The organism is Saccharothrix tamanrassetensis (genome assembly GCF_014203665.1).
GTDB lineage: Bacteria > Actinomycetota > Actinomycetes > Mycobacteriales > Pseudonocardiaceae > Actinosynnema > Actinosynnema tamanrassetense.
Window position 1 is genome coordinate 220,926 of the sequence record NZ_JACHJN010000011.1, and the last position, 24,078, is coordinate 245,003.

Annotated in this window: 18 protein-coding genes; 11 read left to right on the top strand and 7 right to left on the bottom strand. The window is 71.3% G+C overall.

What is annotated here, in order from left to right; translation table 11 throughout:
• The first annotated feature begins 4 nt into the window (after positions 1 to 4).
• The 4 genes from FHS29_RS30295 to FHS29_RS30310 all read left to right on the top strand — a co-directional run bounded on the left by FHS29_RS30295 (position 5) and on the right by FHS29_RS30310 (position 3,976).
• Positions 5 to 889: an ABC transporter ATP-binding protein gene (locus FHS29_RS30295; protein WP_184696524.1), complete on the top strand. Its 885-nt coding sequence runs from the start codon at positions 5 to 7 to the stop codon at positions 887 to 889.
• Positions 889 to 1,989, top strand: coding sequence for an ABC transporter permease (locus tag FHS29_RS30300; RefSeq protein ID WP_184696526.1), 1,101 nt, complete (start codon positions 889 to 891; stop codon positions 1,987 to 1,989). Before FHS29_RS30295 ends, FHS29_RS30300 begins: the two co-directional genes overlap by 1 nt.
• A gap of 181 nt (positions 1,990 to 2,170) precedes the next feature.
• The gene (locus FHS29_RS30305) at positions 2,171 to 2,548 is read left to right on the top strand and encodes an MmcQ/YjbR family DNA-binding protein (RefSeq protein WP_184696528.1); all 378 of its coding nucleotides are present in this window, start codon (positions 2,171 to 2,173) and stop codon (positions 2,546 to 2,548) included.
• An 84-nt stretch (positions 2,549 to 2,632) separates the two neighbouring features.
• Positions 2,633 to 3,976 (top strand): hemolysin family protein, encoded by a 1,344-nt coding sequence (locus tag FHS29_RS30310; protein ID WP_184696530.1) that lies wholly within the window; start codon positions 2,633 to 2,635, stop codon positions 3,974 to 3,976.
• Here the strand turns inward: FHS29_RS30310 and FHS29_RS30315 are convergent.
• Positions 3,896 to 4,294 (bottom strand): MerR family transcriptional regulator, encoded by a 399-nt coding sequence (locus FHS29_RS30315; RefSeq protein ID WP_184696532.1) that lies wholly within the window; start codon positions 4,292 to 4,294, stop codon positions 3,896 to 3,898. The genes FHS29_RS30310 and FHS29_RS30315 overlap by 81 nt on opposite strands.
• Positions 4,295 to 4,460: 166 nt before the next feature.
• Between FHS29_RS30315 and FHS29_RS30320 the strand changes: the two genes are divergently transcribed.
• The 4 genes from FHS29_RS30320 (at position 4,461) to FHS29_RS30335 (ending at position 8,402) form a co-directional block, all read left to right on the top strand.
• The gene (locus tag FHS29_RS30320; protein WP_184696534.1) at positions 4,461 to 5,768 is read left to right on the top strand and encodes a hemolysin family protein; all 1,308 of its coding nucleotides are present in this window, start codon (positions 4,461 to 4,463) and stop codon (positions 5,766 to 5,768) included.
• Positions 5,765 to 6,808: a hemolysin family protein gene (locus FHS29_RS30325; RefSeq protein ID WP_184696536.1), complete on the top strand. Its 1,044-nt coding sequence runs from the start codon at positions 5,765 to 5,767 to the stop codon at positions 6,806 to 6,808. Before FHS29_RS30320 ends, FHS29_RS30325 begins: the two co-directional genes overlap by 4 nt.
• A 31-nt stretch (positions 6,809 to 6,839) precedes the next feature.
• On the top strand, positions 6,840 to 7,835 hold the full coding sequence (locus tag FHS29_RS30330) for a sporulation protein (protein ID WP_184696538.1): 996 nt from the start codon (positions 6,840 to 6,842) through the stop codon (positions 7,833 to 7,835).
• Between the two features lie 345 nt (positions 7,836 to 8,180).
• Entirely contained in the window at positions 8,181 to 8,402 is a 222-nt protein-coding gene (locus FHS29_RS30335; RefSeq protein WP_184696540.1) for a hypothetical protein, read from the top strand.
• Positions 8,403 to 8,472: 70 nt separating this feature from the next.
• Here the strand turns inward: FHS29_RS30335 and FHS29_RS30340 are convergent, their stop codons facing one another.
• From FHS29_RS30340 to accD, 4 genes are all read right to left on the bottom strand, one after another.
• Positions 8,473 to 10,920, bottom strand: coding sequence for a DUF7617 domain-containing protein (locus FHS29_RS30340; RefSeq protein ID WP_184696541.1), 2,448 nt, complete (start codon positions 10,918 to 10,920; stop codon positions 8,473 to 8,475).
• A 368-nt stretch (positions 10,921 to 11,288) separates the two neighbouring features.
• On the bottom strand, positions 11,289 to 12,632 hold the full coding sequence (locus FHS29_RS30345; RefSeq protein ID WP_184696543.1) for an acetyl-CoA carboxylase biotin carboxylase subunit: 1,344 nt from the start codon (positions 12,630 to 12,632) through the stop codon (positions 11,289 to 11,291).
• A gap of 4 nt (positions 12,633 to 12,636) precedes the next feature.
• Positions 12,637 to 13,068 carry an acetyl-CoA carboxylase biotin carboxyl carrier protein gene (locus FHS29_RS30350; RefSeq protein WP_184696545.1) on the bottom strand — a complete coding sequence of 144 codons (432 nt, stop codon included), beginning with the start codon at positions 13,066 to 13,068 and terminating at the stop codon, positions 12,637 to 12,639.
• Positions 13,065 to 14,885, bottom strand: coding sequence for an acetyl-CoA carboxylase, carboxyltransferase subunit beta (gene accD, locus FHS29_RS30355; protein ID WP_184696547.1), 1,821 nt, complete (start codon positions 14,883 to 14,885; stop codon positions 13,065 to 13,067). The genes FHS29_RS30350 and accD overlap by 4 nt, the downstream gene beginning before the upstream one ends.
• 306 nt (positions 14,886 to 15,191) lie before the next feature.
• On the opposite strand from accD, the gene FHS29_RS30360 reads away from it, so the two are divergent.
• Positions 15,192 to 16,184 carry a hypothetical protein gene (locus tag FHS29_RS30360; RefSeq protein ID WP_184696549.1) on the top strand — a complete coding sequence of 331 codons (993 nt, stop codon included), beginning with the start codon at positions 15,192 to 15,194 and terminating at the stop codon, positions 16,182 to 16,184.
• Between the two features lie 389 nt (positions 16,185 to 16,573).
• On the opposite strand, the gene FHS29_RS30365 is transcribed toward FHS29_RS30360, so the two are convergent.
• The gene (locus FHS29_RS30365) at positions 16,574 to 19,534 is read right to left on the bottom strand and encodes an AfsR/SARP family transcriptional regulator (RefSeq protein WP_184696551.1); all 2,961 of its coding nucleotides are present in this window, start codon (positions 19,532 to 19,534) and stop codon (positions 16,574 to 16,576) included.
• A 443-nt stretch (positions 19,535 to 19,977) separates the two neighbouring features.
• On the opposite strand from FHS29_RS30365, the gene FHS29_RS30370 reads away from it, so the two are divergent.
• Positions 19,978 to 21,069, top strand: coding sequence for a ThiF family adenylyltransferase (locus FHS29_RS30370; protein ID WP_184696552.1), 1,092 nt, complete (start codon positions 19,978 to 19,980; stop codon positions 21,067 to 21,069).
• 3 nt (positions 21,070 to 21,072) lie between these two features.
• Here the strand turns inward: FHS29_RS30370 and FHS29_RS30375 are convergent, their stop codons facing one another.
• Positions 21,073 to 23,208, bottom strand: coding sequence for an ATP-binding protein (locus FHS29_RS30375; protein WP_184696553.1), 2,136 nt, complete (start codon positions 23,206 to 23,208; stop codon positions 21,073 to 21,075).
• A 164-nt stretch (positions 23,209 to 23,372) separates the two neighbouring features.
• Between FHS29_RS30375 and FHS29_RS30380 the strand changes: the two genes are divergently transcribed.
• Entirely contained in the window at positions 23,373 to 23,963 is a 591-nt protein-coding gene (locus tag FHS29_RS30380) for a hypothetical protein (protein WP_184696554.1), read from the top strand.
• The last annotated feature ends 115 nt before the right edge of the window (positions 23,964 to 24,078 follow it).

The following is a 24,078-nucleotide window of genomic DNA, read 5'->3' on the forward strand; positions in this document are numbered from 1 at the left end:
GGACATGCTGACAGTGACGTCGATCGGCCGGAGCTTCGGCGACCTCCAGGTTCTCGACGGGGTGTCGTTCGAGGTGCGGCCCGGTCGGATGACCGGGTTCCTGGGGGCGAACGGGTCGGGCAAGACCACCACCATGCGGATCGTCCTGGGGGTCCTCGCCGCGCACAGCGGCACGGTGACCTGGCGCGGCTCGCCGGTGACCGGGGCGGTGCGGCAGCGGTTCGGGTACATGCCCGAGGAGCGCGGCCTGTACCCGAAGATGGGGGTGGCCGAGCAGATCGCGTGGCTCGGGCAGCTGCACGGGCTCGACCAGGCCACCGCGAAGCGCAACACCGAGCGCCTGCTCGACCAGCTCGAACTCGGTCACCGCGGGAAGGACAAGCTGGAGGAGCTGTCCCTGGGCAACCAGCAGCGCGCGCAGATCGCCGCCGCCCTCGTGCACGACCCGGTGATGCTCATCCTGGACGAGCCGTTCTCCGGGCTGGACCCCATCGCGGTCGAGACGGTGCTGGGTGTGCTGCGCGAACGCGCGGCGAACGGCGTGCCGGTGCTGTTCTCCAGCCACCAGTTGTCGGTGGTGGAACGGCTGTGCGACGACGTGGTCATCATCTCCGGCGGCAAGATCGCCGCGAGTGGCGCCCGGGACGAACTCCGCGCCCGGTACGGCACCACGCGGTTCGAGCTGGTCGTCGCCTCCGACGCCGGTTGGGTGCGGGACGTCCCGGGTGTCCGGGTGGTCGACGTGGACGGCCCGCGCGCCGTGTTCGAGCTCGACGGTCGGCCCGACGCGGACCGGGCCGTGCTGGAAGCCGCCCTGCGCCGGGGCACCGTCCGCAGCTTCACGCCCGTCGTGCCGACGCTCGACGAGATCTTCATGGAGGCGATCTGATGACCACCGCGACCGGGCACGAGGGGAAGACGCGGGGTTTCGCGGCGGCCACCCGGCTGATCGCCGAACGCGAGGTGAAGACCTTCCTGCGCAGCAAGGGTTTCTGGATCGGCCTCGCGGTGACCGTGATCGGGCTGTTCGCGATGTCGATCCTGCCGACGGTGCTGGGCGGTGGCCAGACCAAGGTCGCCGCGGTCGGCGCGAAGGCCGCGGAAGTGCTGGTGGGCACCGACTTGGAGGTCCGCACGGTCGGCGACCTGTCCGCCGCGCAGGACCTCGTCCGCTCGGAGGAGGTGGAGGCGGCGGTCGTGCCGGACGCGAGCGGTTCCGGTGTCCGGGTGGTCGCGCTCAACGACCCGCCGACCGAAGTCGTGGCCGCCCTGCGCACCGCGCCGCCGGTGGACCTGCTCGACGCGTCCGAGGTCGGCCAGGGTCAGCGCCAGCTGGTGATCATGGTGTTCTCGCTGATCTTCCTGCTGTTCGGCATGGGCGGCACGGCGATCGCGCAGAGCACGGTCACCGAGAAGCAGACCCGGATCGTGGAGATCCTGGTGTCGACCGTTCCGGTGCGGGCGCTGCTCGCGGGCAAGATCGCCGGGCACGTGCTGCTGACCATCGGCCAGATCCTGGTGATCGCGGTGGCCGCGCCGATCGCGTTGCGGCTGGGCGGCCACTCGGACCTGCTGGCCCTGGTCGCACCCGCGCTGGGCTGGTTCGTGCCGTTCCTCGTCCTGGGTTTCGTGCTGCTGGCGTCGATGTGGGCGGTCACCGGATCGCTGGTCAGCAGGCAGGAGGACCTCGGTTCGAGCATGGGCCTGGTGGTGATGCTGGTGCTGGGCCCGTACTTCGCGGTGATGTTCTTCGCCGACAACGCCTCCGTGCTCACCGTCCTGTCGTTCGTCCCGTTCTCGTCCGCCATCGCCATGCCCGTGCGCATGTTCGCCGGCCAGGCTTCGGCGTGGGAAGCGTTGGCATCACTGGGTCTGCTGGCCGGGACCGCCGTGCTGACCGTGCTGCTGGCGAGCCGCATCTACTCCGGTTCCCTGCTGCACACGGGAGGCAAGCTCGCCCTGAGGAAGGCGTGGGCGCGCGAGGAGTAGCCCTTGCGTTTCGCAGTGCCCCCGGCATTCGCCGTCGCCTCGGCGAACGCCGGGGGCACTTCGGCCGTGAGCCCGCACCAACTCCGGCCGCGCACGTGGTCGTACTCCCCTTGTCGTACCGCGGCGGATTGCCCGCAACAGGCACTTATACTGCGGCAATCGGACTTGTGGGGGCTTCGCGGTGGCTGTGGACAGTGGCGAGTTCTTCCGGACCCTGGGCACGCTGCCCGGTGTGGAACGTGCGGAGGGCGGGCACTACAGCTCGTTCGGCGTGCGCGGCAAGCGGTTCGGCTACTACTGGCCGCAGACGCAGACCGTCGGGCTGAAGCAGACGCTGTCCGAGCAGTTGGCGCTGGTGGCCGAACGGCCCGAGGTGTTCGAGGAGCAGTTCACCGCCGGCGGGTTCGGCTGGGTCGTCGTCCGGCTGGCCGGGGTCGAGGCGGACGAGCTCGCCGAGCTGGTCTACGAGGCCTGGCGGCTGTCCGCGCCGGAGGACCTGGTCGCGGAAACCCCCGACCCGGCCCGCAAGCCCCGGCGGTCTTCGGCGAAGCGCCGGTGAACGGGCCCCCGGCGTTCCCCGAACTGTGCCGGCGGTGATCCCCCAGTAGCGTCTCGGGCACTCGGTCGGGGATGCGGAGTGGGTGTGGACGGCTACGGTTTCAACCTGGCGCTCGTCGGGGTGCTGGTGCTGCTGAACGCGGTGTTCGCGGGCAGCGAGATGGCGCTGATCTCGTTGCGCGAAGGCCAGCTGCGGGCCCTCGAACGGGACGGGCGGGCGAGTGCGCGGACGTTGGTCCGGTTGGCGCGCGACCCGAACCGGTTCCTCGCGACCATCCAGATCGGCATCACGCTGGCCGGGTTCCTGGCGTCCGCGACGGCCGCCGTGTCGCTGGCCGAGCCGCTGGTCCCGCTGCTGGAGTTCCTGGACGGCGCGGCGAACCCGGTGGCCGTCGCGCTGGTGACGATCGTGCTGACGTTCCTGACGCTGGTGTTCGGCGAGCTCGCGCCCAAGCGGCTGGCGATGCAGTACGCGCTGCGGTGGGCGCTGCTGGTGGCCCGGCCGCTGGACGTGCTGTCGGCGATCTCCCGGCCGGCGGTGTGGACGCTGAGCGCGGCCACGAACGTGGTCGTCCGGATGCTCGGCGGCAAGCCCGAGGCGGAGTCCGAGCAGCTGTCGCCGGAGGAGCTGCGGGAACTGGTCGAAGCCCAGCGCGCCCTCAACCCCGAGCAGCGGACGATCATCACCGGGGCGCTGGAGATCCACGAGCGCCGGTTGCGCGAGGTGCTGGTGCCGCGCCGGGCGGTGGTCACGCTGGCGGCCGAGCTGGACGTGGCCGAGGCGCGGGAGGAGTTGGCCGCCTCCGGGCACTCCCGCGCCCCGGTGGCGCGCGGCGGGCACCTGGACGAGCTGGTCGGCGTGGTGCACCTGCGCGACCTGCTGCGGGACGGGAAGACGGTGGCCGAGGTGGCGCGGCAGGCGCTGGTGCTCCCCGACTCGGTCCGGGTGTCGGACGCGTTGCGCCGGTTCAAGGCCGAGCGCGAGCAGATGGCGCTGGTGGTGGACGAGCACGGCGCGGTCGCGGGCATGGTCACGCTGGAGGACCTGCTGGAGGAGATCGTCGGCGAGATCATGGACGAGACCGACCGCGACGTGATGGCGGTGCGCAACGACGAGGACGGCTCGCTGGTGCTGCCCGGCACCTTCCCCATGCACGACCTGGTGGACATCGGCGTGGAGCTGCCGGACGCGCCCGAGGGCGACTACGCGACCATCGCCGGGCTGGTGCTGGTGATCCTGGGCCACATCCCGGAACGGCCGGGCGAGCGGGTCTCCGTGTCGGACTGGACGATCGAGGTGCTCGACGTGGAGCACCACGCGATCACCGAGGTCCGGCTGTGCCGCGAGTCACGGCAGGGGGAGGTCGGGCGGGATCTGGAGGGCGACGGTGATCAGGGAGTGGACGCGGGTGGCGATGGCCGCCAGTAAGCCGTGCACCTCGGGCGAGGCCGCCTCCGCCGCCGCCTGGAGGGTGCGCAGGTCCGCGTCGATGCGGTCCAGGATGACCGCGACGTCGGCGTGCCGGTCCCGCAACGCGGTGGCGATCTCCTCCAGCGGCACGCCCTGCACTTCCAGCCGCTGCACGAGGTGGATGCGCTCGACGTCGGTCGGGTGGTACAGGCGGTAGTTGCCGGCGGTGCGCTTGGCGGGGTTGAGCAGGCCGAGGCCGGTGTAGTAGTCGACGGTGCGGGGGCTGACCTGTGCTCTCGCGGCGAGTTCACCGATCTTGAGCAGAACATCCGTCACCGTGGACCCACCTCCGTGTGTGCGCGGTCGCGACCGTCACCCGGGCAACCATACAGTGCTACGTGATAGTGTGAGTCATGCCCGACAGTGCCGACGTAGACGGCTGCAGTAGTAGGCCGGGTCCGACCCGGCTGATCATGGTTCCACCGAACGCAGCGAGCGCGCCGTGCTGATCGCCACCGGCCTGCTCGCCATCGTGGCCCTCACCGTGGCCACCGGTTATTTCGTCGCCCAGGAGTTCGCCTACATGGCGGCGGACCGGGGCCGGCTCCGACAACTGGCGGAGAGCGGCGACCAGGCCGCCGAGCGCGCGCTGCGCGTCACCCGCCAGCTGTCGTTCATGCTCTCCGGCGCACAGTTCGGCATCACGGTGACCGCGCTGCTCGCCGGCTACGTGGCCGAGCCGCTGCTGGGCACCGGCCTCGCCGGCGTGCTGGGGCCGACCGGCCTGCCGCAGGCCGTCGCCCTGCCGCTGTCGATGGCGCTGGCACTGGTGTTCGCCACGGTCGTGCAGATGGTGCTCGGCGAGCTGCTGCCCAAGAACTTCGCCATCGCCCGGCCCGAGTCGCTGGCCAAGGCGCTGAGCGCGTCCACACTGGCCTACCTCAAGGTCGCCGGTCCGGTGATCCGGCTGTTCGACGCGGCGGCCAACCGGCTGCTGCGCGCGGTGGGGATCGAGCCGGTGGAGGAGCTGCCGCAGGGCGCCACGCCGGAGGACCTCCGGCAGATCATCGGCGACGCGAGCAGCGAAGGCCACCTCGATCCCGAGCTGTCGCACCTGTTGGAGCGCGGCCTCGGGTTCCGCGAACTGGCCGCCGAACAGGCGATGACGCCACGGGTCGCGGTGCACGCGGTGCGCGCCGACGAGCCCGCCGCCCGCGTGGTGGCGCTGCTGGACACCGGCCACTCGCGGTTCCCGGTGTTCGGTGACGACCTGGACGACCTGCGCGGCGTGGTCGGGTTGGCCGAGGTGCTGACCGTCGCGCCCGAACAGCGCGCCACCACCCCGATCGGGGACATCGCCTCCCCCGCGCTGGTGGTCCCCACGACGCTGGCGCTGCCCGCCGTGCTGGAGCGGCTGCGCACCGAGCGCCGGCAGCTGGCGTGCGTGGTGGACGAGTTCGGCGGGTTCGCCGGGGTGGTGTCGCTGGAGGACCTGGCCGAGGAGCTGGTCGGCGAGATCCACGACGAGGACGACCTGGACGAGGACTCGATCGAGTCCCTCGGCAGCGGCAGGTGGCTGGTGCCGGGCCGGATGCGGGTGGACGAGATCGCCGACACGACCGGCGTCGCGCTGCCCGCGCACGACAGCTACGACACGGTGTCGGGCCTGGTGCTGCACCGGCTGGGCCGCACCGCGCGGGTGGACGACGAGGTCGCGTTCGACGGCGTGTCCGTGCGCGTCACGGCGGTGGCCCGGAACGTGCCCGCCGGCGTCGTGCTCACCGTCGTCGACCGGGAGGACGCCCGATGAGCACCACCTGGTCGTTGCTGCTGTCGCTGGTCCTGCTGCTCGCCAACGCCTTCTTCGTGGCCGCCGAGTTCGCGCTGATCGCCGCCAAGCGGCACCGCCTGGAACAGGACGCCGAGACCAGTCGCGCCGCCCGCGCGGCCGTGGCCGGGGTGCGCGAGCTGTCGTTGATGCTCGCGGGCGCCCAGCTCGGGATCACGTTGTGCACCCTGGGGTTGGGCGCGCTGGCCAAGCCGGCGGTCGCCGACCTGGTCGACCCGCTGCTGGTCGCCACCGGGCTGCCCGCCGGGGTGTCGTACGCCATCGCGTTCACGATCAGCCTGGTGCTGGTGGTGTTCCTGCACATGGTGGTCGGCGAGATGGCCCCGAAGTCGTGGGCGATCTCCCAGCCCGAACGCTCCGCGCTGCTGCTGGCACTGCCGTTCCGCGCGTTCGCGCACTCGGTCCGCTGGGTCCTCGGCGGGCTCAACGGCGTGACGAACGCGCTGCTGCGCCTGGTGAAGGTCGAGCCGCAGACCGAACTCGCCCAGGCGCACCGGCCGGACGACCTGCGGATGCTGGTGCGCCAGTCCGCCGAGCACGGCCTGATCCCCGAGGGCCAGCAGCGGCTGCTGACCCGGATGCTCCAGTTGCAGAACACCACCGTGGCGCAGGTGATGGTGCCCGTCGACCGCACGCTCAGCGTGGCGGAGGACACCGACGCGCGGACGATCGAGCACCGCAGCCGCGAGTCGGGCCGGTCCCGCTTCCCGGTGACCGACGCGGCCGGCCGGTTCGTCGGCCTGGTGCACATCCGGGAAGCCGTCCGGGCCACCGCCGCCGGCGGTTCGCCGACCGCGCGGGAGCTGATGGGCAGCCCGTTGACGCTGCCCGCCACGATGCCGGTCGCGCACGCGGTGACCGCGATGCGGGCCGACCGCGCGCAGCTCGCGCTGGTGTCCGACCAGGACCGCGTGGTGGGCATCGCCGCGCTGGAAGACCTCCTCGAAGAGCTGATCGGCGACTTCGAGGACGAGACCGACCAACCCCTTCGCACGAGCTGACCACACCACCCCTCACGGAGGAAGAACCCTGATGTTCAAGAGGATGCTCAGCGCGTTCGGCGTCGGCGGACCGTCCGTCGACACCGTCCTGGACTCCCCGCACGCCACGCCCGGCCAGGTGGTCACCGGCCAGGTCCGCATCCAGGGCGGCAGCGCCGACGCCCACATCGACCGGATCGTGCTGTCCCTGGTGACCCGGGTGGAGGTCGAGCACGGCGACCACGAGTTCCGCGGGGTGTCGGAGTTCCTGCGCATCGAGGTGGCCGAGGGCGTGCGGGTGGCGGCCGGGCAGCCGCTGTCCGTGCCGTTCCGGCTCCCGCTGCCGTGGGAGACCCCGATCACCGCCGTGGGCGGGCAGCAGCTGCCCGGCATGACCGTCGGGGTGCGCACCGACCTGGTCATCTCCGGCGCACCGGACAAGGGCGACCTGGACCCGGTCCTGGTCGGGCCGCTGCCGTCGCAGGACCGCGTGCTCGACGCGTTCGGGCAGCTCGGCTTCCAGTTCCGCAGCGCCGACGTGGAGGCCGGGCGGATCCACGGCGTGCACCAGGAACTCGGCTTCTACCAGGAGATCGAGTTCTTCCCGCCGGCGCAGTTCGCCGGGCGGCTCAACCAGGTCGAGCTGACCTTCGTGACCAGCCCGCACGAACTGGTGGTGGTGCTGGAGGCGGACAAGCGCGGCGGCGTGTTCTCCGCCGGCGGCGACGCGTTCGGCCGGTTCCAGGTGTCGCACCAGGACGCCGTGCGCACGGACTGGGCGGCGGCGATCAACCAGTGGCTGGTGCAGGTCGCCGAACGGGGCGGCCACTCCGCCTTCGGACAGCCCGGCTACGGACAGCCGGGGTACGGACAGCCGGGGTACGGGCACCACGGTCATGACGGGCACCACGGGCACCGCCGGGGTTCCGGCATGGGCGGCGTCGTCGCGGGCGCGGCGGCCGGTGTGGTCGGCGGCATGGTGCTCGGCGAAGTGCTGGGCGACGCGTTCGAGGACGACGGCGGCGGCGACATGGCGTTCGAGGAGTGAACCGCCCGCAGACCGGGTACCAGCGTCCCTGAAGGGTCACCGCGTCCCCGGACTCGGGCGTCGGCGATCCTCACCGGACCGGCGCGGCAGGCGGCTCCCCTCACCGCCTGCCGCGTCTCTGTCCACGGACCGGTCGGCGCCCGGAGTGATGATCGGACGTCCCCGCCCCGACTCCGACCCGAGCAGGTGGAATCCGCGGCGGACCCGCTGCCCGGGCACGGTGCTGGGGTCGGAAGGCCCGGGTCACAGGACCCGGGCGGACGAAGTCTCTCGGCCGTGGCGGACAACCGCCGGATGGCATATCCAGGAGGCTTCTGCGAATCGCCATCGGGAGAAGGTGCGGTTGTGTCCACCGTCGTCGTCATGCTGTTGGTCCTGGGAGCCGGCCTGTTGGTCGGAGGTCGGCTGAACAGCGCCAGCGAGGCCCACGCCTACTTCACCAGCTCGCGCACCCGTGTCACCCGGACGTTCTCCGCGTGGATGCGGCAGGTCACCCGCGCGGTCGTCGGTGTGGCCGGGTTGCTGGTGCTGATCTACGTGCTGGTGAGCCAGGTGCCTTTCGAGTGACCTGCCGCCTCGCGCATCGGCCTGGTCGTTCCGCGCCGACGGCGTCGACGCGGAACGGGTCGCGGTCGGCTCACAGGTTGCACAGCAGCGCGCACGCCTTCGCCGAGGAGTACGGCGAGTAGGACGGCGGAGTGCCCGGAGGCGAGTTGCGCGGCGTGTACTTCGCCTTGGCGTAGTTGGTGATCGGGAACAGCGTCAGCAAGGCGTAGGTCGAGCAGTACACCTGCTTGGACTGGCCGGGTGCCAGGCTGAACGTCCCGCCCGCCGTCTCGCAGGACGGCTCCTCCAGGTCGTAGACGCTTGCGTGGTCGATCGCGACCGGACCGTCGTTGGTGATCGTGATGCGCCACCGGGCGGTGCCGAACAGCGCGCCCAGCAGGCCCACCGGCGTCTGCTTCACCCAAGGACCGGAACCGCCCGGACCGCAGTGCGACGCCGAGTTCGAGGCGCAGATCTCCTTCTCCACCCGCACCACGGGCAGGCACGCCGCGCCGGGAGCGACCGGCACCGACACCGTGTTCGAGCTGAACGAGCCGGAGACGTCCGTGCCCGTCGCGGTGTTCGTCACGTCCGTGACGGTGCACGCGGTGGCGACCGTGGTCTGGAAGCACACCTGCGGCGGGTCACCGGCGAAGTCCACCACCAGGTTCGGCTCGGCCCCGCCGCCGAAGTCGGCCCCGTTGGTCAGCACCAGCCGGGCCGTGACGGTCAGCGAGGTGTTCGCGCTGGGCGACACGCCGGTCAGGTCGACCGTCCCGTCCGGCGCGAAGCCGGGCGTCGGGACCACCGTTCCCGCCTGGTTCACCACGGTCACGCTGGACGCGCCGAGGTTCACGTTCGCCGGGGTGATGCCCTCCAGTCTCGCCGAGAGGTAGCCGGTGACGTGGTTCGTGCCGCCGTCGCAGTAGAAGTCGGCCGGTGTCAACGTGACCGCCGCACCGCTGCGCACGCACGGGGAGGCTCCCGTGGCCGGGTCCATCGAGAACAGCACGCCCGCGTCCCCCAGGCCGATCAGGCACTGCGTGGTCGAGTCGAACGCGTAGCCGTAGTCACGGGTGTGGCCGCCGTTGACGTTCGGGTGCGAGGCCGGGTTCGGGAATCCCGCGCAGCCGGCACCGGTCGTCCAGTCGTGGCAGATCGCCGCGCCCGCGTACGGGCCGCCCCAGATCGCCAGGTAGCTCCGGGTGTGCCCGTCCGGCCCGACGATCACCTCGGGGTTGAACACCAGCACCCCGCCGGGCAGTGACGCGGCCGACGACGGAGCGGCCAGCGGCGCGCCGGCGGTCGTGTAGCACGTGGTGACGTTCGAGCCGCCGGTCGTGCCGGCGCACGCGCCCACCGCCGCACCGGACGTGTCGTAGGCGGTGTAGGCGTTGTAGGTGTAGTTGTTCGCCGGTCCGAGCGGACGCGGTGTCCCCCAGCCCGCGCACGCGCTGCCGGTCGCCGGGTCGAAGCAGCCCATCGCGGGCACCTGGCCGGCCTGCGGCGAGGAGGACGCGAACACCTTGCCCGCCACCACGGTCATCGCGCCCAGGTACAGCGAGGCGGGGGCGGCCGGGTTGCTGCCGTTGGGCGGCACGATCGGCGCGTACGGCTGGCCGGGGCACGCGGACTTGGACGAGACCGTCCAGCACGTCACCGCGCCCGTCGTCGCCACGCCGTACAGGTTGCCCGCCACCTCCACGAGCCCGGCGAGGTTGTTCACCGCCGCCGGTGAGCCGCCGGTCGCCAGCAGCGGCCAGTAGCCGCAGTTCGCCGCGGCGGCCAGGTCCAGACAGCCGACGCCGACCGAGGACGCGGTGATGGCGGCGTAGTAGACGTGGGACGGCGTGGCCGGGTCGCGGACGTACTGGGGCGCCAAGGGGCTGGAGATGTCACCGGCCGAACCGGATTGGAGCGGGCCGACCGCGGTGTTGAGCGTCTTGGGCCACGGCCCGCCCGCGCACAGCGAGCCGGTGGCGAGTTCGCTGCACACGACCTTCGGCTGGGCGAAGGACGCGTGGTGGAAGATGTTCCACGCCTGCAACGAGCCGCTCGGCGTGCGGTGCAGCAGCGGGGTGAACCCGTCGCCACCGGTGGCCGTGGCGGCGGCCTGCACCGGCGGAGTCAGCTCGGAGGCCAGCACCGTCCCACCGGGCCGGGCGGCCGGATTGGCGGCCCGCACCGCGACCGTCCCGGACGCGGGCTCGGCACCCTGGAACGTCGTGCCGTCCGCGGACCACTGCGGTGTCCAGCCGGGCGGAACGCGCAACGAGCCGGGAACGTAGGCGTGTGCGGAACCGATCTGGTCGGTGATGGCCGCCGCGCCGATCGCCGCGGAGTTGTTGTCGTAGTCGACGGTCCACGACGCCGTGCCGCCGTGGTCCACCGGGGTGGCCGCCGTCCGCACCGACTTGGTCAGCGTCGACACCGCGAGCGGATCGGCCGCGGCCGGTGCCGCGCCGGGGACCACCACCAGGGCCGCGGCCAGCAGAGGGACGAACAACGTCGGAAGGAGTTTCGACCTGCTTCTTCGCATGGTCATTTCCTCGATTCTCGCCGGTCCGGACCGGATCCGGAGTCAACCCGAACCGTAAGAACGCCGGTGACCCGCGACAATGACCCTCACCCCGGTGCCGGGCCGGGGTGCCCCATCGGCGGAAGGCCGGACCCGAAATCGCCGAGCCGCACCTCCCGGCTCTACTTTGCGGCGAATGCGAGGCACGCGATCTGCGGACAGCGTCAGCGATCCGGCCCAACGCCCCCGACCGGCCGTGAACTACTCGTCCGGCCGATGTGCGGCCGGCGCCGCCGGCGGCAGACTCACCGCACGTCTGTGCCGGCTCCCGCCGACCGCCGATCGTCGGGTGCCGGGTGCCGGGTGCCGGGTGCCGGGATGCCGCGTGCTCAGGCTTGGCCGAGCAGTTCCGCGACCAACGACGTGTGGTGGCGGCCCGCGCCGAACTCCGGTGTGGCCAGTACACCGTCCAGGAAGGACGCGGTGGTGCAGACGCCCTTCACGTGCAGTTCGCCCAGCGCTCGCCGCATCCGCGCGATCGCCTGCTCCCGGTCGGGCCCCCACACCACGAGCTTGGCCAACAGCGAGTCGTAGAACGGCACGACCTCGGCCCCGGTGAACGCATGGGTGTCGACCCGCACGAACGGCCCGCCCGGCGGGATGAACTCGCTCAGCACGCCCGGTGTCGGGGCGAAGTCGCGGGTCGGGTCCTCGGCGTTGATCCGGCATTCGATCGCCACACCGTCGCGCCGTGCACCGCACCGCGCCACGTCCAAGGGGAGGCCCGCGGCGATTTCCAGCTGCGCGCGGACCAGGTCCAGGCCGGTGACGGCTTCGGTCACCGGGTGTTCGACCTGGATGCGGCAGTTCACCTCCATGAAGTAGAAGCGGCCTTCCTCGTCCACCAGGAACTCCCACGTGCCGGCACCCACGTAACCGGCCGCCAGGGCGCCCCGCACCGCCGCCTCGCCCATCCGTTCCGCCAAGCCCGGCGGCAGGTTGGGAGCCGGGGTCTCCTCCACCAGCTTCTGGTGTCGGCGCTGTACCGAGCAGTCCCGTTCGCCCAGGTGCACCGCGGCACCGTGCGTGTCGCACAGCACTTGGACCTCCACGTGCCGCGCGGTGCGCAGGTAGCGTTCCACGTAGACCCGCCCGTCACCGAACAGGGACTCCGCGGTAGCCCGCGTTCCCGCGTACACAGCAGCGAAATCCGCACGGGAGTGGACCACCGCCATGCCCCGTCCGCCGCCGCCCGCGACCGCCTTCACGATCACCGGGTAGCCGATGCCGTCGGCCAGCTCCTGTGCCTGCGCCGCGTCGACCGGCTCGACCCCGCCCGGCAGCAACGGCAAGCCGGCGCGCGCCATCAACGCCCGTGCGGACGCCTTGTTCCCCAATGTGGCCATCACGTCCGGCGGCGGGCCGATCAGCACCACGCCGGCGTCCGCGCACGCCTCGGCGAAGTCCGGGTCCTCGGACAGGAACCCGTAACCGGGGTGGATCGCCTCCGCACCGGTCTGGAGTGCCGCGGTCAGCACGGCCGCCGCGTTCAGGTAGCTCTTGCGGGACGCGGCCGGCCCGACGCACACCGCCTCGTCCGCGAACCGGACCGCCGCCGAGGCCGCGTCCGCCTCGGAGTGGCACACCACCGTGCGCACGTCCAGCTCACGGCACGTGCGTGCGACGCGCAGGGCGATCTCGCCCCGATTGGCGATCAGCACCTTCCGGAACACCGGCTCAGCCGTCCGAAGGTTCGAGGGTGAACAGGGTCTGGCCGTACTGGACGGGATCGCCGTCCGCGGGCAGCACCGACGCCACCCGGCCGTCCTGATCCGACTCCACCGGCAGCATCAGCTTCATCGCCTCCACGATCGCCACCTGCTGTCCTTTGTGGACGGTATCGCCCACCCGGACGAACGGTTCCGCACCCGGTTCGGCGGCCCGGTAGAACGTGCCGACGCTGGGCGAGCGGATCGCCGGGACGTCGGTCCCGGTCACCTCCTCCACCACGACGGGACCGGCGGCCCGCGCCCCTTCCGCCCACTCCAGCTCGAACGCGACGTCGGCCACCCGCACGGTGAACCGCGTCGGCAGGGCGGGCAACGAATCCAGGGTGCTCAACAACGACGCGCGCACGCGGTCGAGCTGCCCGTCCAGCGGTGACGTCACGGCGTAGCTCCTTCGACCAGGCGGAGTTCGGAGGTGTGGTCACGGCCGAACGCCCGGAACCGCGCACGTCGGTCGGCCACCAGCTCGTCCGGACCCAGGTGCGCCAACTCCCGCAGCGCGGCGGACAACGCCGGCCGCAGCCCGTCCGAAACCGTTGTGCGGTCGGCGTTCTCCGGCACCACGCCGTCCACCACACCCAGCGCCACCAGGTCACGCGCGGTCAGCCGCAACGCGGCCGAAGCCAGCGGGGCGGCCGAGCGGTCGTGCCACAGGATCGCCGCGCACCCCTCCGGGCTGATCACCGAGTAGACGCCGTCGGCGAGCGACAGCACCCGGTTGGCCACGGCGAGCGCGAGCGCTCCCCCGCTGCCGCCTTCCCCGGTGACCACGGTGACCACCGGCACCGGCAGCGACGACATGAGCCGCAGGTTCTCCGCGATCGCGTGAGCCTGCCCCTGTTCCTCCGCTTCCGCGCCGGGGTGCGCGCCGGGCGTGTCCACCAGCGTGACGACCGGCAGCCCGAGCTTGGCCGCGAGCCGCATCAGCCGCGCGGCCTTGCGGTACCCGGCGGGCGAGGGCATCCCGAACGAGCGCTTGGCGAGTTCCCGCGCGTCGTGCCCCTTCTGGTGGCCGATGAGCACCACCGGCACACCGCCCAACCTGGCCACGCCACCGACTATCGCCGGGCAGTCCGCGGACATCCGGTCGCCGTGCAGTTCCACGAAGTCGGTGAACACCGTGCGCGCGTAGTCGAGCGTGGTCGGCCGCCCGACCGCGCGAGCCAGGCGGACCACCTCGTGCGCGTCCCGCTCGGGCAACCGCCCCGGATCACCGATCACCAGCTCCGACAACCGCTCCGCGCCGGCCCCTGACGAGCCGTTCCGCACGCCCGAGCCGTTGCCCGCCGAGCCGTTCCCCGCCGGGCCATTCCCCGCCGGGCCATTCCCCGCCGGGCCATTCCCCGCCGGGCCATTCCCCGCCGACCCGGTTCCCGACGGCCGCCCCGCGCGCGCCTCCGGCCCCATGGCCGACAACAACACCGCGAGTTCCGCCCGCAACCGGTCGCGGGGCACGATCCGGTCCAGCAACCCGTGCGCCAGCAGGAACTCCGCGGTCTGGAAGTCGTCCGGCAACTCCTGCCCGATGGTCTGCTCGACGACCCGCCGCCCGGCGAACCCGAACCGCGCCCTGGGCTCGGCCACCACCACGTCGCACAAGGTCGCGAACGACGCGGCGACCCCGCCGTACGTCGGATCGGTCACCAGGCACACCGTGGGCACACCGGCCTCGTCCAACGCCGCGAGCGCCGCACTCGTCTTCGCCATCTGCATCAGCGAAATGGCGCCCTCCTGCATCCGTGCCCCACCCGACGCGGTGACCAGCACCAGCGGCGCGCGCTCCACCAGCGCGCGTTCGGCGGCGAGGGTGATCAATTCGCCGGCACCGGCACCAAGGCTGCCGCCGAGGAACCGGAAGTCCATCGCCGCCACCACGACCGGGATGCCGTCCAATCGCCCGGCAGCCGCCAGCACGGCCTCGCGCATCCCGGTTGCCGCCCGAGCCCGGTCCAGCCGCACCGAGTAGGGCTCCCGGTCCACGAACGAGAGCACGTCCACCGCGCCCACCTGCGCGCCGATCGACTCGACCGAGCCCGGATCGAGCAACGAGTCGACCCGCTGCGCCGCGGTGAGCCGATCGTGGTGCCCGCACTCCGGGCAGACCCCGGCATCCCGCCACCACCGGGGCCCGAACACCGGCGACCGACAAGCCGGACACAACACCCAACGCACTCCGTCGACCAACCCCGTCCGCCCCATACCGCCCCTCCCGTCGTCGTGGGCCGACACGGTGCCCCTCACCCCTGGGAAGGCGGTCGAACCCGGCTGGGGTCCGCCGACTTCACGCAGGTAGACCCACCCGCCTCCCGAGCGCCGCCACCGAGCGCCCACCGCCGGCGACAGCGGCGACGGGCGGCCCGATTACCTTCCGGTGCCCGTCGTCGGAGGCCGGCACCCGACACTGGGGAAAAACCTCATCGAGGCCCACCAGCAACCCACCGCGCCGCACCACTGCCGTCTGCGGCAACGGCGTTCGGAACTGCGCGACGACCGGGAGAGACGACGATGACGGTGTTGAGGCCGTGGCGCGAGTGGCACCGACCGCTGATGGTGAACGTGACCTTCATGATCGGGTTCGTGCTGGTGTCCGCGGTGGGTGTGGTCGTGGACGACCGCACGCTGCTGGACGAGTCGGTGTGGATGAAGCCGCTGAAGTTCAGCTTCGCCTTCGCCCTGTACGCGGGCACGTTGGCCTGGCTGCTGACCAAGCTGCACAAGGGCAGGCGCTTCGCCTGGTGGGTCGGCACCGCCTTCGCCGTGATCGCGACGATCGAGGTCGCGGCCATCACCACCCAGGGGGCACGAGGGACGTTCAGCCACTTCAACGAGTTCTCGACCGACCCGGTGACCCGCGTCCTCTTCCCGCTGCTCACCTACGGCGTCATGCTGATCTACGTCCTGAACCTGCTCGTCGTGCTGGTGGTCCTCCGCCAACGCATCGGCGACCGCGCGCTCAACGCGGCGCTGCGAGCCGGTCTCGGCCTGGCCACGCTGGGGATGACGCTGCCGATGTGGTGGCTGACGTACAAGGTCGACCCGCGAACGGTGACGGACGCCAACGGCAGCCGACTGCTGCTGCATCAGAGCCACGGAGTCGGCGACCCCGACGGGCGCGGCATGCCGATCACCCACTGGAGCGTGACCGGTGGCGACTACCGGCCGGGGCACTTCCTGGCCCTGCACGGGATTCACGTGCTGCTGCTGATCACGGCGGTCTTGGCGGTGCTCGGAACCCGCGTGGCCTGGCTGCACGCCGAGCGGGTGCGGGCCCGGCTGATCGGCGTCGCCGCGCTGGGCTACACCGGCCTGGTCGTGCTGATCACCTGGCAGGCCAACCGCGGCCAGTCGCTCGTCCACCCGGACGCGGCGACGCTGGTCGCCCTCGCCGCGGTCGTCCTGGCTACCGCGATCGGGCTGGTGGCAGTGGTCGCCGCCGCCCGACGCGCACCGGCGGAGCCGGTTCGACCCGACAACACACCGACTCCGGCCACACGCTGAGCCGAGGTCGGACGGTCCCGAGGACCGAACAACGCAGCCACCCACCTACCTCTGATCGAAACCGCAATTCTGCGGTTACAATTCGATCAGGCGATGGATTGGAGGCGTCGACCCGCGCTATCCACCCAGTTCTTGCTGTCCGGGGACGTGCTCGCGGTGGACATGTTCGCAGTAGACGTGTTCACCGCGAGCATGTTCACGGTGGAGACGGCCACAAGCGCAACGACCGCGAGCGTAAGGCTGAGCGCGCAGAGCTTCCTCATGGGGAAACGAGACTCCCTCGACAGTACGATTTCCGTCGAGTTGGAATCCTCGCGCAGCGGAGCGATCTTTGCAAATCGGTGCCCTTAACGGGGTCACTCACCAGGGTACCGGGTGGTCAGCGGTGCCTACTGAGGGTGTGATTCACGCGTCCGTCGCGCAGTCGGGGACGAGGCCTGTCGCACTGACGAGAGGTCCGCAGCAAGATCAATACTCTGACGCATCGCCTTCGCAGCCGCTCGCGCGCGCTCCGGGTCGAGGTCGGCGAAGATCGCTCCGGCCTGCTCCCAGGCCTCGATGGCGGCCTCGTGGCGCCCGGTCGCGCGCAAGACCTTGCCGAGGGTCTCCAGCACGTCCGCCTCACCGCGCGAGTCCATGACGCGTCGGCACATCCGGAGGGACTGTCGACCGTACTGCGTCGCCTGGTACAGCCGCCCGGCTTCGAACTCGACCTTGGCGAGCAGCCCGCAGGCCGTACCGGCGAAGGGGATGTCATGCACCTTCGCAAGGTGTTCGAGACCTGCCCGCAAATAGTCGCGGGCCTCGGCCGTCTGCTCACGGGCGAATGCCAGGGATCCCAACAGGACCAGCGCACGCCCTTGTAAGCCGTGATCTGCCAAGTCCCTGGCCAAGGCCAGAGATTCACGGTAAAGGGAGGCCGCGCGCTCGAATTCCGAGGCACGTTGATAAGCCTCTCCGGTACGATACAGAAATACCGCCTCCATACCTTTCTCACCGACGCGGCGAATGGCCCGAAGGGCTCGCTCATGGCACTCGACACCCATCTGGATGTCATTGGTCTCGACCCGGATGCGGGCGTCGACATGAAGGGCAGCCGCCACTCCTAATTCATCGCAGATTTCGCTGGATTTGAGATGAGCGAGGTGCGCGTAATGGGCAGCCGCGCCGAACTCCTGGCGATTCAGGTGGACCAACGCGATGTTTTGCAGAGCGTTTGCCTCTTCCTCCCGGTTGTCCTCGGCCACCGAAGCCGCCAGGCCGGCATGAAGAATAGCCAGTGCGTCTTCCCCGTACCCGTTCCTGAGCAATATCTGTCCGGCCAGCTGGGGCATTTGAGCAGCATTCTCATAGCCCGCCTCCACCGCTTTCCGAGTTATCGCGGTGATGTTGTGGCGCTCGGCCACCGCCCACATCCGGGCAGCTTCCTCGTCCTGGAACTCTATCGCCTGACGGTGTTCACCAGAGGTCGGCGTGCGCACTCGAGCCTGAGTCCGGAACACCACTCTGTCGGCATTCTCCGCAGTGTGCAGGTAAAATTTCAGCGCACCGATCTCCGCAGCTCGGCGCTCCTCCGGGCTCTCCAGCAGTTCGACGGCGTACTCACGGATCAAATCGTGGAACTTGTAGCGGCCCAGCGCACCGGACTGTTCCAGCAGATTCGCCTCGACCAGCGCGTCCAGCGCCAGCCTGGTCCGGCGCGCGTCGGTGTCGATCAACGCCGCGGCGACGCCGACCCCGAAATCGGGGCCGGAGTGCGTGCCCAGCAGGCGGAAAAGTCGGTGCACCTCGGGCGCGAGTGCTCGAACGGACTGCGCGAACACCGCACGGGGACCGTGGTTGGCACCGTCCCCCAAGGAGCCGATGTCGAGCAGCCGCACGTCATGGCCCAATTGTGCGGCGAAAGCCGGAAGCGGGACGGTGGGCCGGGCGGCGATGTACTGCGCGAGCATTTTCAGCGCAATGGGGAGCCCGCCGCACAGCTTCGCGAGGTGCAGGACGGTGTCCTTGTGCGTTTTGGCACGTTCGCCGATGTGCTCGGACAACAGGCGCGCGGACTGCTCGACGTCCAGTGGGACGATCGGAAAACGATAAGGGGTCTGCCGTGCCGCCAGACCGGACAACTGCGACCGGCTGGCTATCACCACGACGGCGGCGGAAAGAATCGGGAGCAGTGGCCGGACGTGGTCGGTGTCGCGGGCGTTGTCGAGCACGGCCAGCACCTGTCGACCGTGCAGCAGCGATTGCAGTTTGGCGGCGCGCTGCTGGGGGTTGGGTATCCGGTCGGCGGGCACCCCGAACCCTTCCAGGAAACGGTCCACGGCCGTCGCGGGTTCGACGATCGGGGCATCGGAGAAACCGTGCAGGTCGATGTACAGCACCCCGTCCGGGAAACGGGCCAGGGCGGTGTGCGCCCAGTACACGACGAAGGCCGTCTTGCCCACCCCGCCGGTGCCGTCGACCACGACCACGCCGGGCCGGGTGGTCACCGCGTCCAGCTTGGCCAGCAGGGTCTCGTGGCCGACCAGCGTGGTGACGGGCGGCGGCAGCCGGCTGGGCACGCGCACCGCGGCCACCGGGTGCGGGACCGGCGACTCGGCGGCGCTCTCCTTCAGGCGTTCGTAGAACTCCCGGAGGTCCTGGGCGCCGATGTCGTCGAAGTCGGCGCTCAGCTCCCGGTGCACCACCAGGAACTCCTGGGTCGCCTCGTCCCGCCGCGACAGCGCGTGCAGCGCCTCCAGCCGCCGTTTGAGCAGCGCGATGTGCGACCGGTAGTCGAGCCGGAGCTCGTCCAGCTTCGCGAGCACCGCGTCGGCCTCGCCCAGCAGCAACTGCTGCGTGAACAACGTGTCGTACGCGGGTAGCAGCACGTTCTTGCGCATGCTCTGCCGAACCTGCTCCGCCTCGTCGCCCGAGACGTCGGCGAGCGGCCGTTGCCGCCACAGCCGGAATGCCCCGCCGATCACGTCGAGAGCGCGTTGGTGCTCGCCCCGGCGGGCCAGCGCGCGACCGATCCCGAGCTGTTCCCGGAACTGGAAGTAGTCCACCGCGAGCGGGTCTACCTCGAGCCGGAAATTCCGGTTGTCCACGAATATGTCGGTCCCGTCCGCGTATTCCTTGAGGATCCTGCGGATTCGCGACGCGTAGAGGTAGAGCGCCTGCCCTGGGTTTTCCGGGAGGTCGTCACCGGTCCACACCCAGTCGACCAGTTCCCTCGCCGGCACCGATTCCCCTGGTCGGACCAGCAGCGCCGCGAGCAGCGCGCGCAGCTTCGGCGGACCCCACTGCACGCCGAGCCGGTCACCCACGCGCAATGCGGTCTGACCAAGAATAGCGAATCGCAGGTCCACTCGCGTCACCCCCGTTCCCGAAAGGTAAGTGTGCACCCGGCCGGCCGGGATACAACGCACTCATTCGGCCGAATATGACCGCGGACTGACGGCTCGTTGACAACACCGGCTGAATGGCCCCGTCGGGCGGGGTCGGGCAGCCCGCACTGCCGCTATGAGCTGCGCCGCGACGGCTGACGGCCGGTTGAAAACCGCGCCGGGGAGTGTGATCAACGCACCTATTCGGTTGGGGAGGCCGCAAATGTGCGTAGTGAATGGATCGGGTGACCCACGGGGAAGTCCGGACGTGCCGGACGGCTGCCTGCCGGTCCCGCGCTTCCCGAGGCTCCGGCACCACGCGGAGGAGGTGCGTGGCGATGATCGAGTTTCATGAGGTCGACGACGAGGAGATGACCTTCAGCGGCACCGACTCGGAAGCGTAGGCAACCGCGGAGGGGGTTCCCGTGTTCAGCCCGAGGATCAAGTTCGAGCACCTGCCCGTCCGGCACGGCGACGACCGCGTCCGGATCGGTGGCGTCGTGCCCGGTATCGCCACCGAGGTCGCGGACCCGGACGGGTGGGTGTGGGCGCTGCTGGGAACCCTCGACGGCACCAGGACAGTGGACCGGGTGGTCGCCGACCTGGTCCCGCTGTTCCCCGCTCACCCGGAGGACGAGGTGCGGGAGGCGATCGAGGACCTCGTGCGCGCCGGGTACGTCGAAGACGCCGCCGAACCTCCACCGGACGGCCTCACCCCGGACGAACAGGAGCGCTACGAGCGCAGCCGGGCGCTGTTCCGGTGGATGGACCGCACGCCGCGCATCACCAGCTGGGAGGCGCAGTTGCTGCTGCGCCAAGCCAGGGTCGTGGTGGTGGGTATCGGTGGTGTCGGCTCGACCGCCGCGCTGGCGCTGGCCGCCTCCGGTGTCGGGCACCTGCACTGCGTGGACCCGGACGTCGTCGAGCTGTCGAACCTGAACCGCCAGGTCCTCTACGTCGAGCAGGACGTGGGCCGGCCCAAGGTGGACGCGGCGGTGGACCGGCTGCGCGCCCACAACTCGCACGTCCACGTCACCGGCGAGCGCCGGGCGATCGACAGCCCGGACGTGCTGCGGCGGCTGGTGGTCGGCTTCGACGTGCTGCTGCTGGCAGCGGACCGGCCACACGAGATCCGTTCCTGGGCCAACAGGGCGTGCCTGGACACCGGCACGGCGTGGGTGCACGGCGGCTACAAGGGTCCGCAGATCAACGTGGGCATCTACGGGCCGGGCGGCGGGCCTTGCTACGACTGCGCCTACACCGCCGACCGCGAGCGCCGGTCGGTGCTGCCGGGGCGCACGGTCATGGCACCCCGGCAGGACGGACGACCGCAGGCCGCCAACGCCGTCACCGCCGGGATCGCGGGCAGCCTGGCCGCGCACACCGTGATGAGCCTGATCACCGGTGCGCCCGGTCTGCGCACCAACTGCGAGTTCGGGTTCAACCTGGCCACGTTGCAGGACAGCCGCGCGCTGGGCCCGGACACCCCGCGACCGGACTGCCCCGCGTGCGGCTGACGCTCACGGCGGTCTCCGCGACCGCAGGTCGCCCAACCGCCTGCGCACGACCTCGGCCTGCGGATCGCCCAACGCCGTGAAGATCGCGACCGCCTCGCTCAAGCTCCCGCCCGCGCCCACCGGATCGCCCTGCTGCTCCAACGACTTCGCCAGAGTCGTCAGCACGACGGCCAAGTCCCGTTCCGTGGCAGGGAGTTCGCGGTAGCGCGCGACCGCCTCCCGGCAGAACTCGACCGCACGACCATGGTCACGCAACCCCTGCCACGCGACCGCCACGTCGTGCAGCGCATAGGCCTCGCCGTGGGCACTGCCGACCAACCGCCGCAGCTCCAACTCACGCTCGGCGTGCCGGAGCGCCTGCCCGAACTTCCCCAGCCCGACGCTGATCTGGCTGAGGTTGCACTGCACGATCGCCTCCGCGAACACACCCGCCTCACGTGCCGGCGCCAGCGCCTGCTGGTAGCAGTCCCACGCTTCGGCGTACCGGTGCTGCAGCTTCCGGTTCCGCCCCAACCCGGTGAGGGCTTCCCGGTGCCGCACCGGATCGCCGATCTCCCGCGCGACGGCCAGTTCCCGCCGGAGGTCCGCGTCCGAGTCCTGCCAGCGCCCCAACTGCTGGTAGGAATCCCCGCGCCGCATCAACAGGAAGGCCTCGGACGCCCGGTCGGCGGAGGCCACCGCGGCCGCCAGCCCCAGGGTCTCCGCGGCCAGCCGCGCCGTCCACAGCACCCGCTGCCTGAGCATCAGGAACCGGGCGGCACCGGCCAAGGCGATCACGTGGCGGTGCATCTCCAGCTCCGCGGCCTGGCGTTGGGCGGCCAGCAGCGTGGCGTGCTCGTCGGCCAACCACTCCGAAGCCCGCGCCCGGTCCTTCAGCGGAACGGGCAGCACCGGTGGGCCGAGGTCCAGCTCCAACACCGCGGTCCCGGCGAAGACCAAGCGGTCGGCCACCGTCGCGGCTTGCGCGTACCAGGTGATCAGCGCGGCCGTGCAACGCCGCCGTTCCTCCGCCGTCTCGTCCGATGCGGCGCGGTGGGCGGCGTAGGCGCGCAGCAGGTCGTGGAGCCGGTAACGACCGCGCGCCAACGGTTCCACCAGGTTCAGGTCGGCCAGCGCCTCCAGGTGCCGGCGCGCGGTCCGCGGTGTGTGGCCGGTCAGCGCCGCGGTGGCATGGACGTCCGGTTCGGCGCCGGGGTGCAGGCCCAGCCTCCGGAACGTACGGGCGAGTTCATCGGGAAGTCGCATGTAGGACCAGTCGAACACGGTGCGGACCGCGCTGTGGTCGTCGCCCGTGTCGCTCAAGGCGTCCAGCCGGTCCTGCTCCTCGGTGATGTCGGCGACGACGTCGGCGACTCGGACATGAGGCCGCGCGGCGATGCGGGTGGTGGCGATCCGCAACGCCAACGGCAGTCGGGCACACCCTTCGACCAAGGCGGCCACGGCGTCGGGCTCGGCGTCGGCTCTCCGGTCACCGATGACCCGGCGCACCAACGTTTCCGCCTCGTCGGAGGAGAACAGGTCGAGCGTGATCCGGTGCGCGGCCTGCGCCACCACCAGCCCCGTCAACGCGGTGCGGCTGGTGACCACCGTGAAGCACCCGGGAGCCGCCGGCAGCAGCGGCCGGACCTGGCTGGACGCAGCGGCGTTGTCCAGCACCACCAGCACCCGTCGACCGGACAGCAACGACCGGTAGAGCGACGCCTGCCCGTCCAGGTCGGCCGGCATCCCGCGGTCGGCGACACCCAGCGCGTGCAGGAACGCGGCGAGCACCAACGCCGGGTCCACCGGACGACTGGGTCCGTGACCGCGCAGGTCGGCGAACAACGTGCCATCCGGGAACCGGTCCTGGACCCGGTGCGCCCACCGCACGACGAGCGCCGTCTTGCCCACCCCGGCTGTGCCATCCACGACGGCGATCGTCACACCGGCCGGAACGTCGCGCTCGGCGGGCAGCAGCACGTCGAGCTTCCCCAGGTGCCCGTCCCGCCCGGCGAAGTCGTGCACGGCCGGCGGCAGCTGCCGGGGCACCGGCAGCGGCCGGGACGACAGGACGACCTGCTGGATCGTCCCGGCTTGCACCACGGACCCCGCCACATCGCCGCTGAACTCGTTGAAGACGTCGACCCCGTCGTCCTCCATGACCCAGTCTCACCACAGGACGCCCGGTGGGGACACCGCCGTCCTGCTCCGGTTCCGGGTGCCCGTCGTCCGCGACGCCAGGCGGTCGGGCCGGCGTGCGAAGCCGAGCCGGGGCCGGAGCAGACGAATCCGACCGCGCCACCGGCCGGCCGTATCCTGCCCTGGTGGCCGACTACGTGATCATCGTGGACGACGAGGTGTGGGCCAGTCCGGTCGACGCACCGGAACTCGCCTACGTGCACGCCGAGATCGACCCGGCGCTGCGGGACCTGTCCGACGAGGACTACCTCACCGGCGTGGCGGCCATTCGGCACACCGCCGCCCCGGCCGGCCTGCTGCTGGTCGACGACCGCGTGCTGACCTGCGTCGAGTGGCAACCCGGCCTGCTGGTGATCGAGTCCACCCCCGGTCCGACCCTGCGCCGGGCGGTGCTCGAATCGCCGGCGCCGGGCTTCGGCGGGGTTCCGGTCGACGCCGGCGCCCTGGCCGCCTACCACGCCGACCCGACCCGCCAGGCCCGCCGCGAGCACCAGTACAACCTGGTGTTCACCCCCTGGGACGCCGCGCTCGACCTCGACGGCCGCGACGGCTGGTCCCCGATCACCGATGACGCCCGTAGTCGCTTCACCGCGGCCACCGCGCACCTGGACGCCTTGAACGCGCGGGTCACGGCCCTCACCAGCGATCCGGCCGACTACGAGCGGTGGATCACCGCGAGCCAGGCGACCCCGATCTGGAACGGCGAGATCCGGTAGCCGACCTGCCGTGCCGCCGCTCGGTCGGTGTCGGTGGGGACCGCGTCCACGGGCTCGACGCGATCCCCGCCCCAGGCGTCACGGGCTGGAGTCGACGGGCTGGTCGACGGGCTGG

Excerpts from the sequence above, each read along its gene's own strand:
- FHS29_RS30295 (WP_184696524.1), top strand. The coding sequence starts at position 5 with ATGCTGACAGTGACGTCGATCGGCCGGAGCTTCGGCGACCTCCAGGTT.
- FHS29_RS30300 (WP_184696526.1), top strand. The coding sequence starts at position 889 with ATGACCACCGCGACCGGGCACGAGGGGAAGACGCGGGGTTTCGCGGCG.
- FHS29_RS30325 (WP_184696536.1), top strand. The coding sequence starts at position 5,765 with ATGAGCACCACCTGGTCGTTGCTGCTGTCGCTGGTCCTGCTGCTCGCC.
- FHS29_RS30330 (WP_184696538.1), top strand. The coding sequence starts at position 6,840 with ATGTTCAAGAGGATGCTCAGCGCGTTCGGCGTCGGCGGACCGTCCGTC.
- FHS29_RS30340 (WP_184696541.1), bottom strand. The coding sequence starts at position 10,920 with ATGCGAAGAAGCAGGTCGAAACTCCTTCCGACGTTGTTCGTCCCTCTG.
- accD (WP_184696547.1), bottom strand. The coding sequence starts at position 14,885 with ATGGGGCGGACGGGGTTGGTCGACGGAGTGCGTTGGGTGTTGTGTCCG.
- FHS29_RS30360 (WP_184696549.1), top strand. The coding sequence starts at position 15,192 with ATGACGGTGTTGAGGCCGTGGCGCGAGTGGCACCGACCGCTGATGGTG.
- FHS29_RS30375 (WP_184696553.1), bottom strand. The coding sequence starts at position 23,208 with ATGGAGGACGACGGGGTCGACGTCTTCAACGAGTTCAGCGGCGATGTG.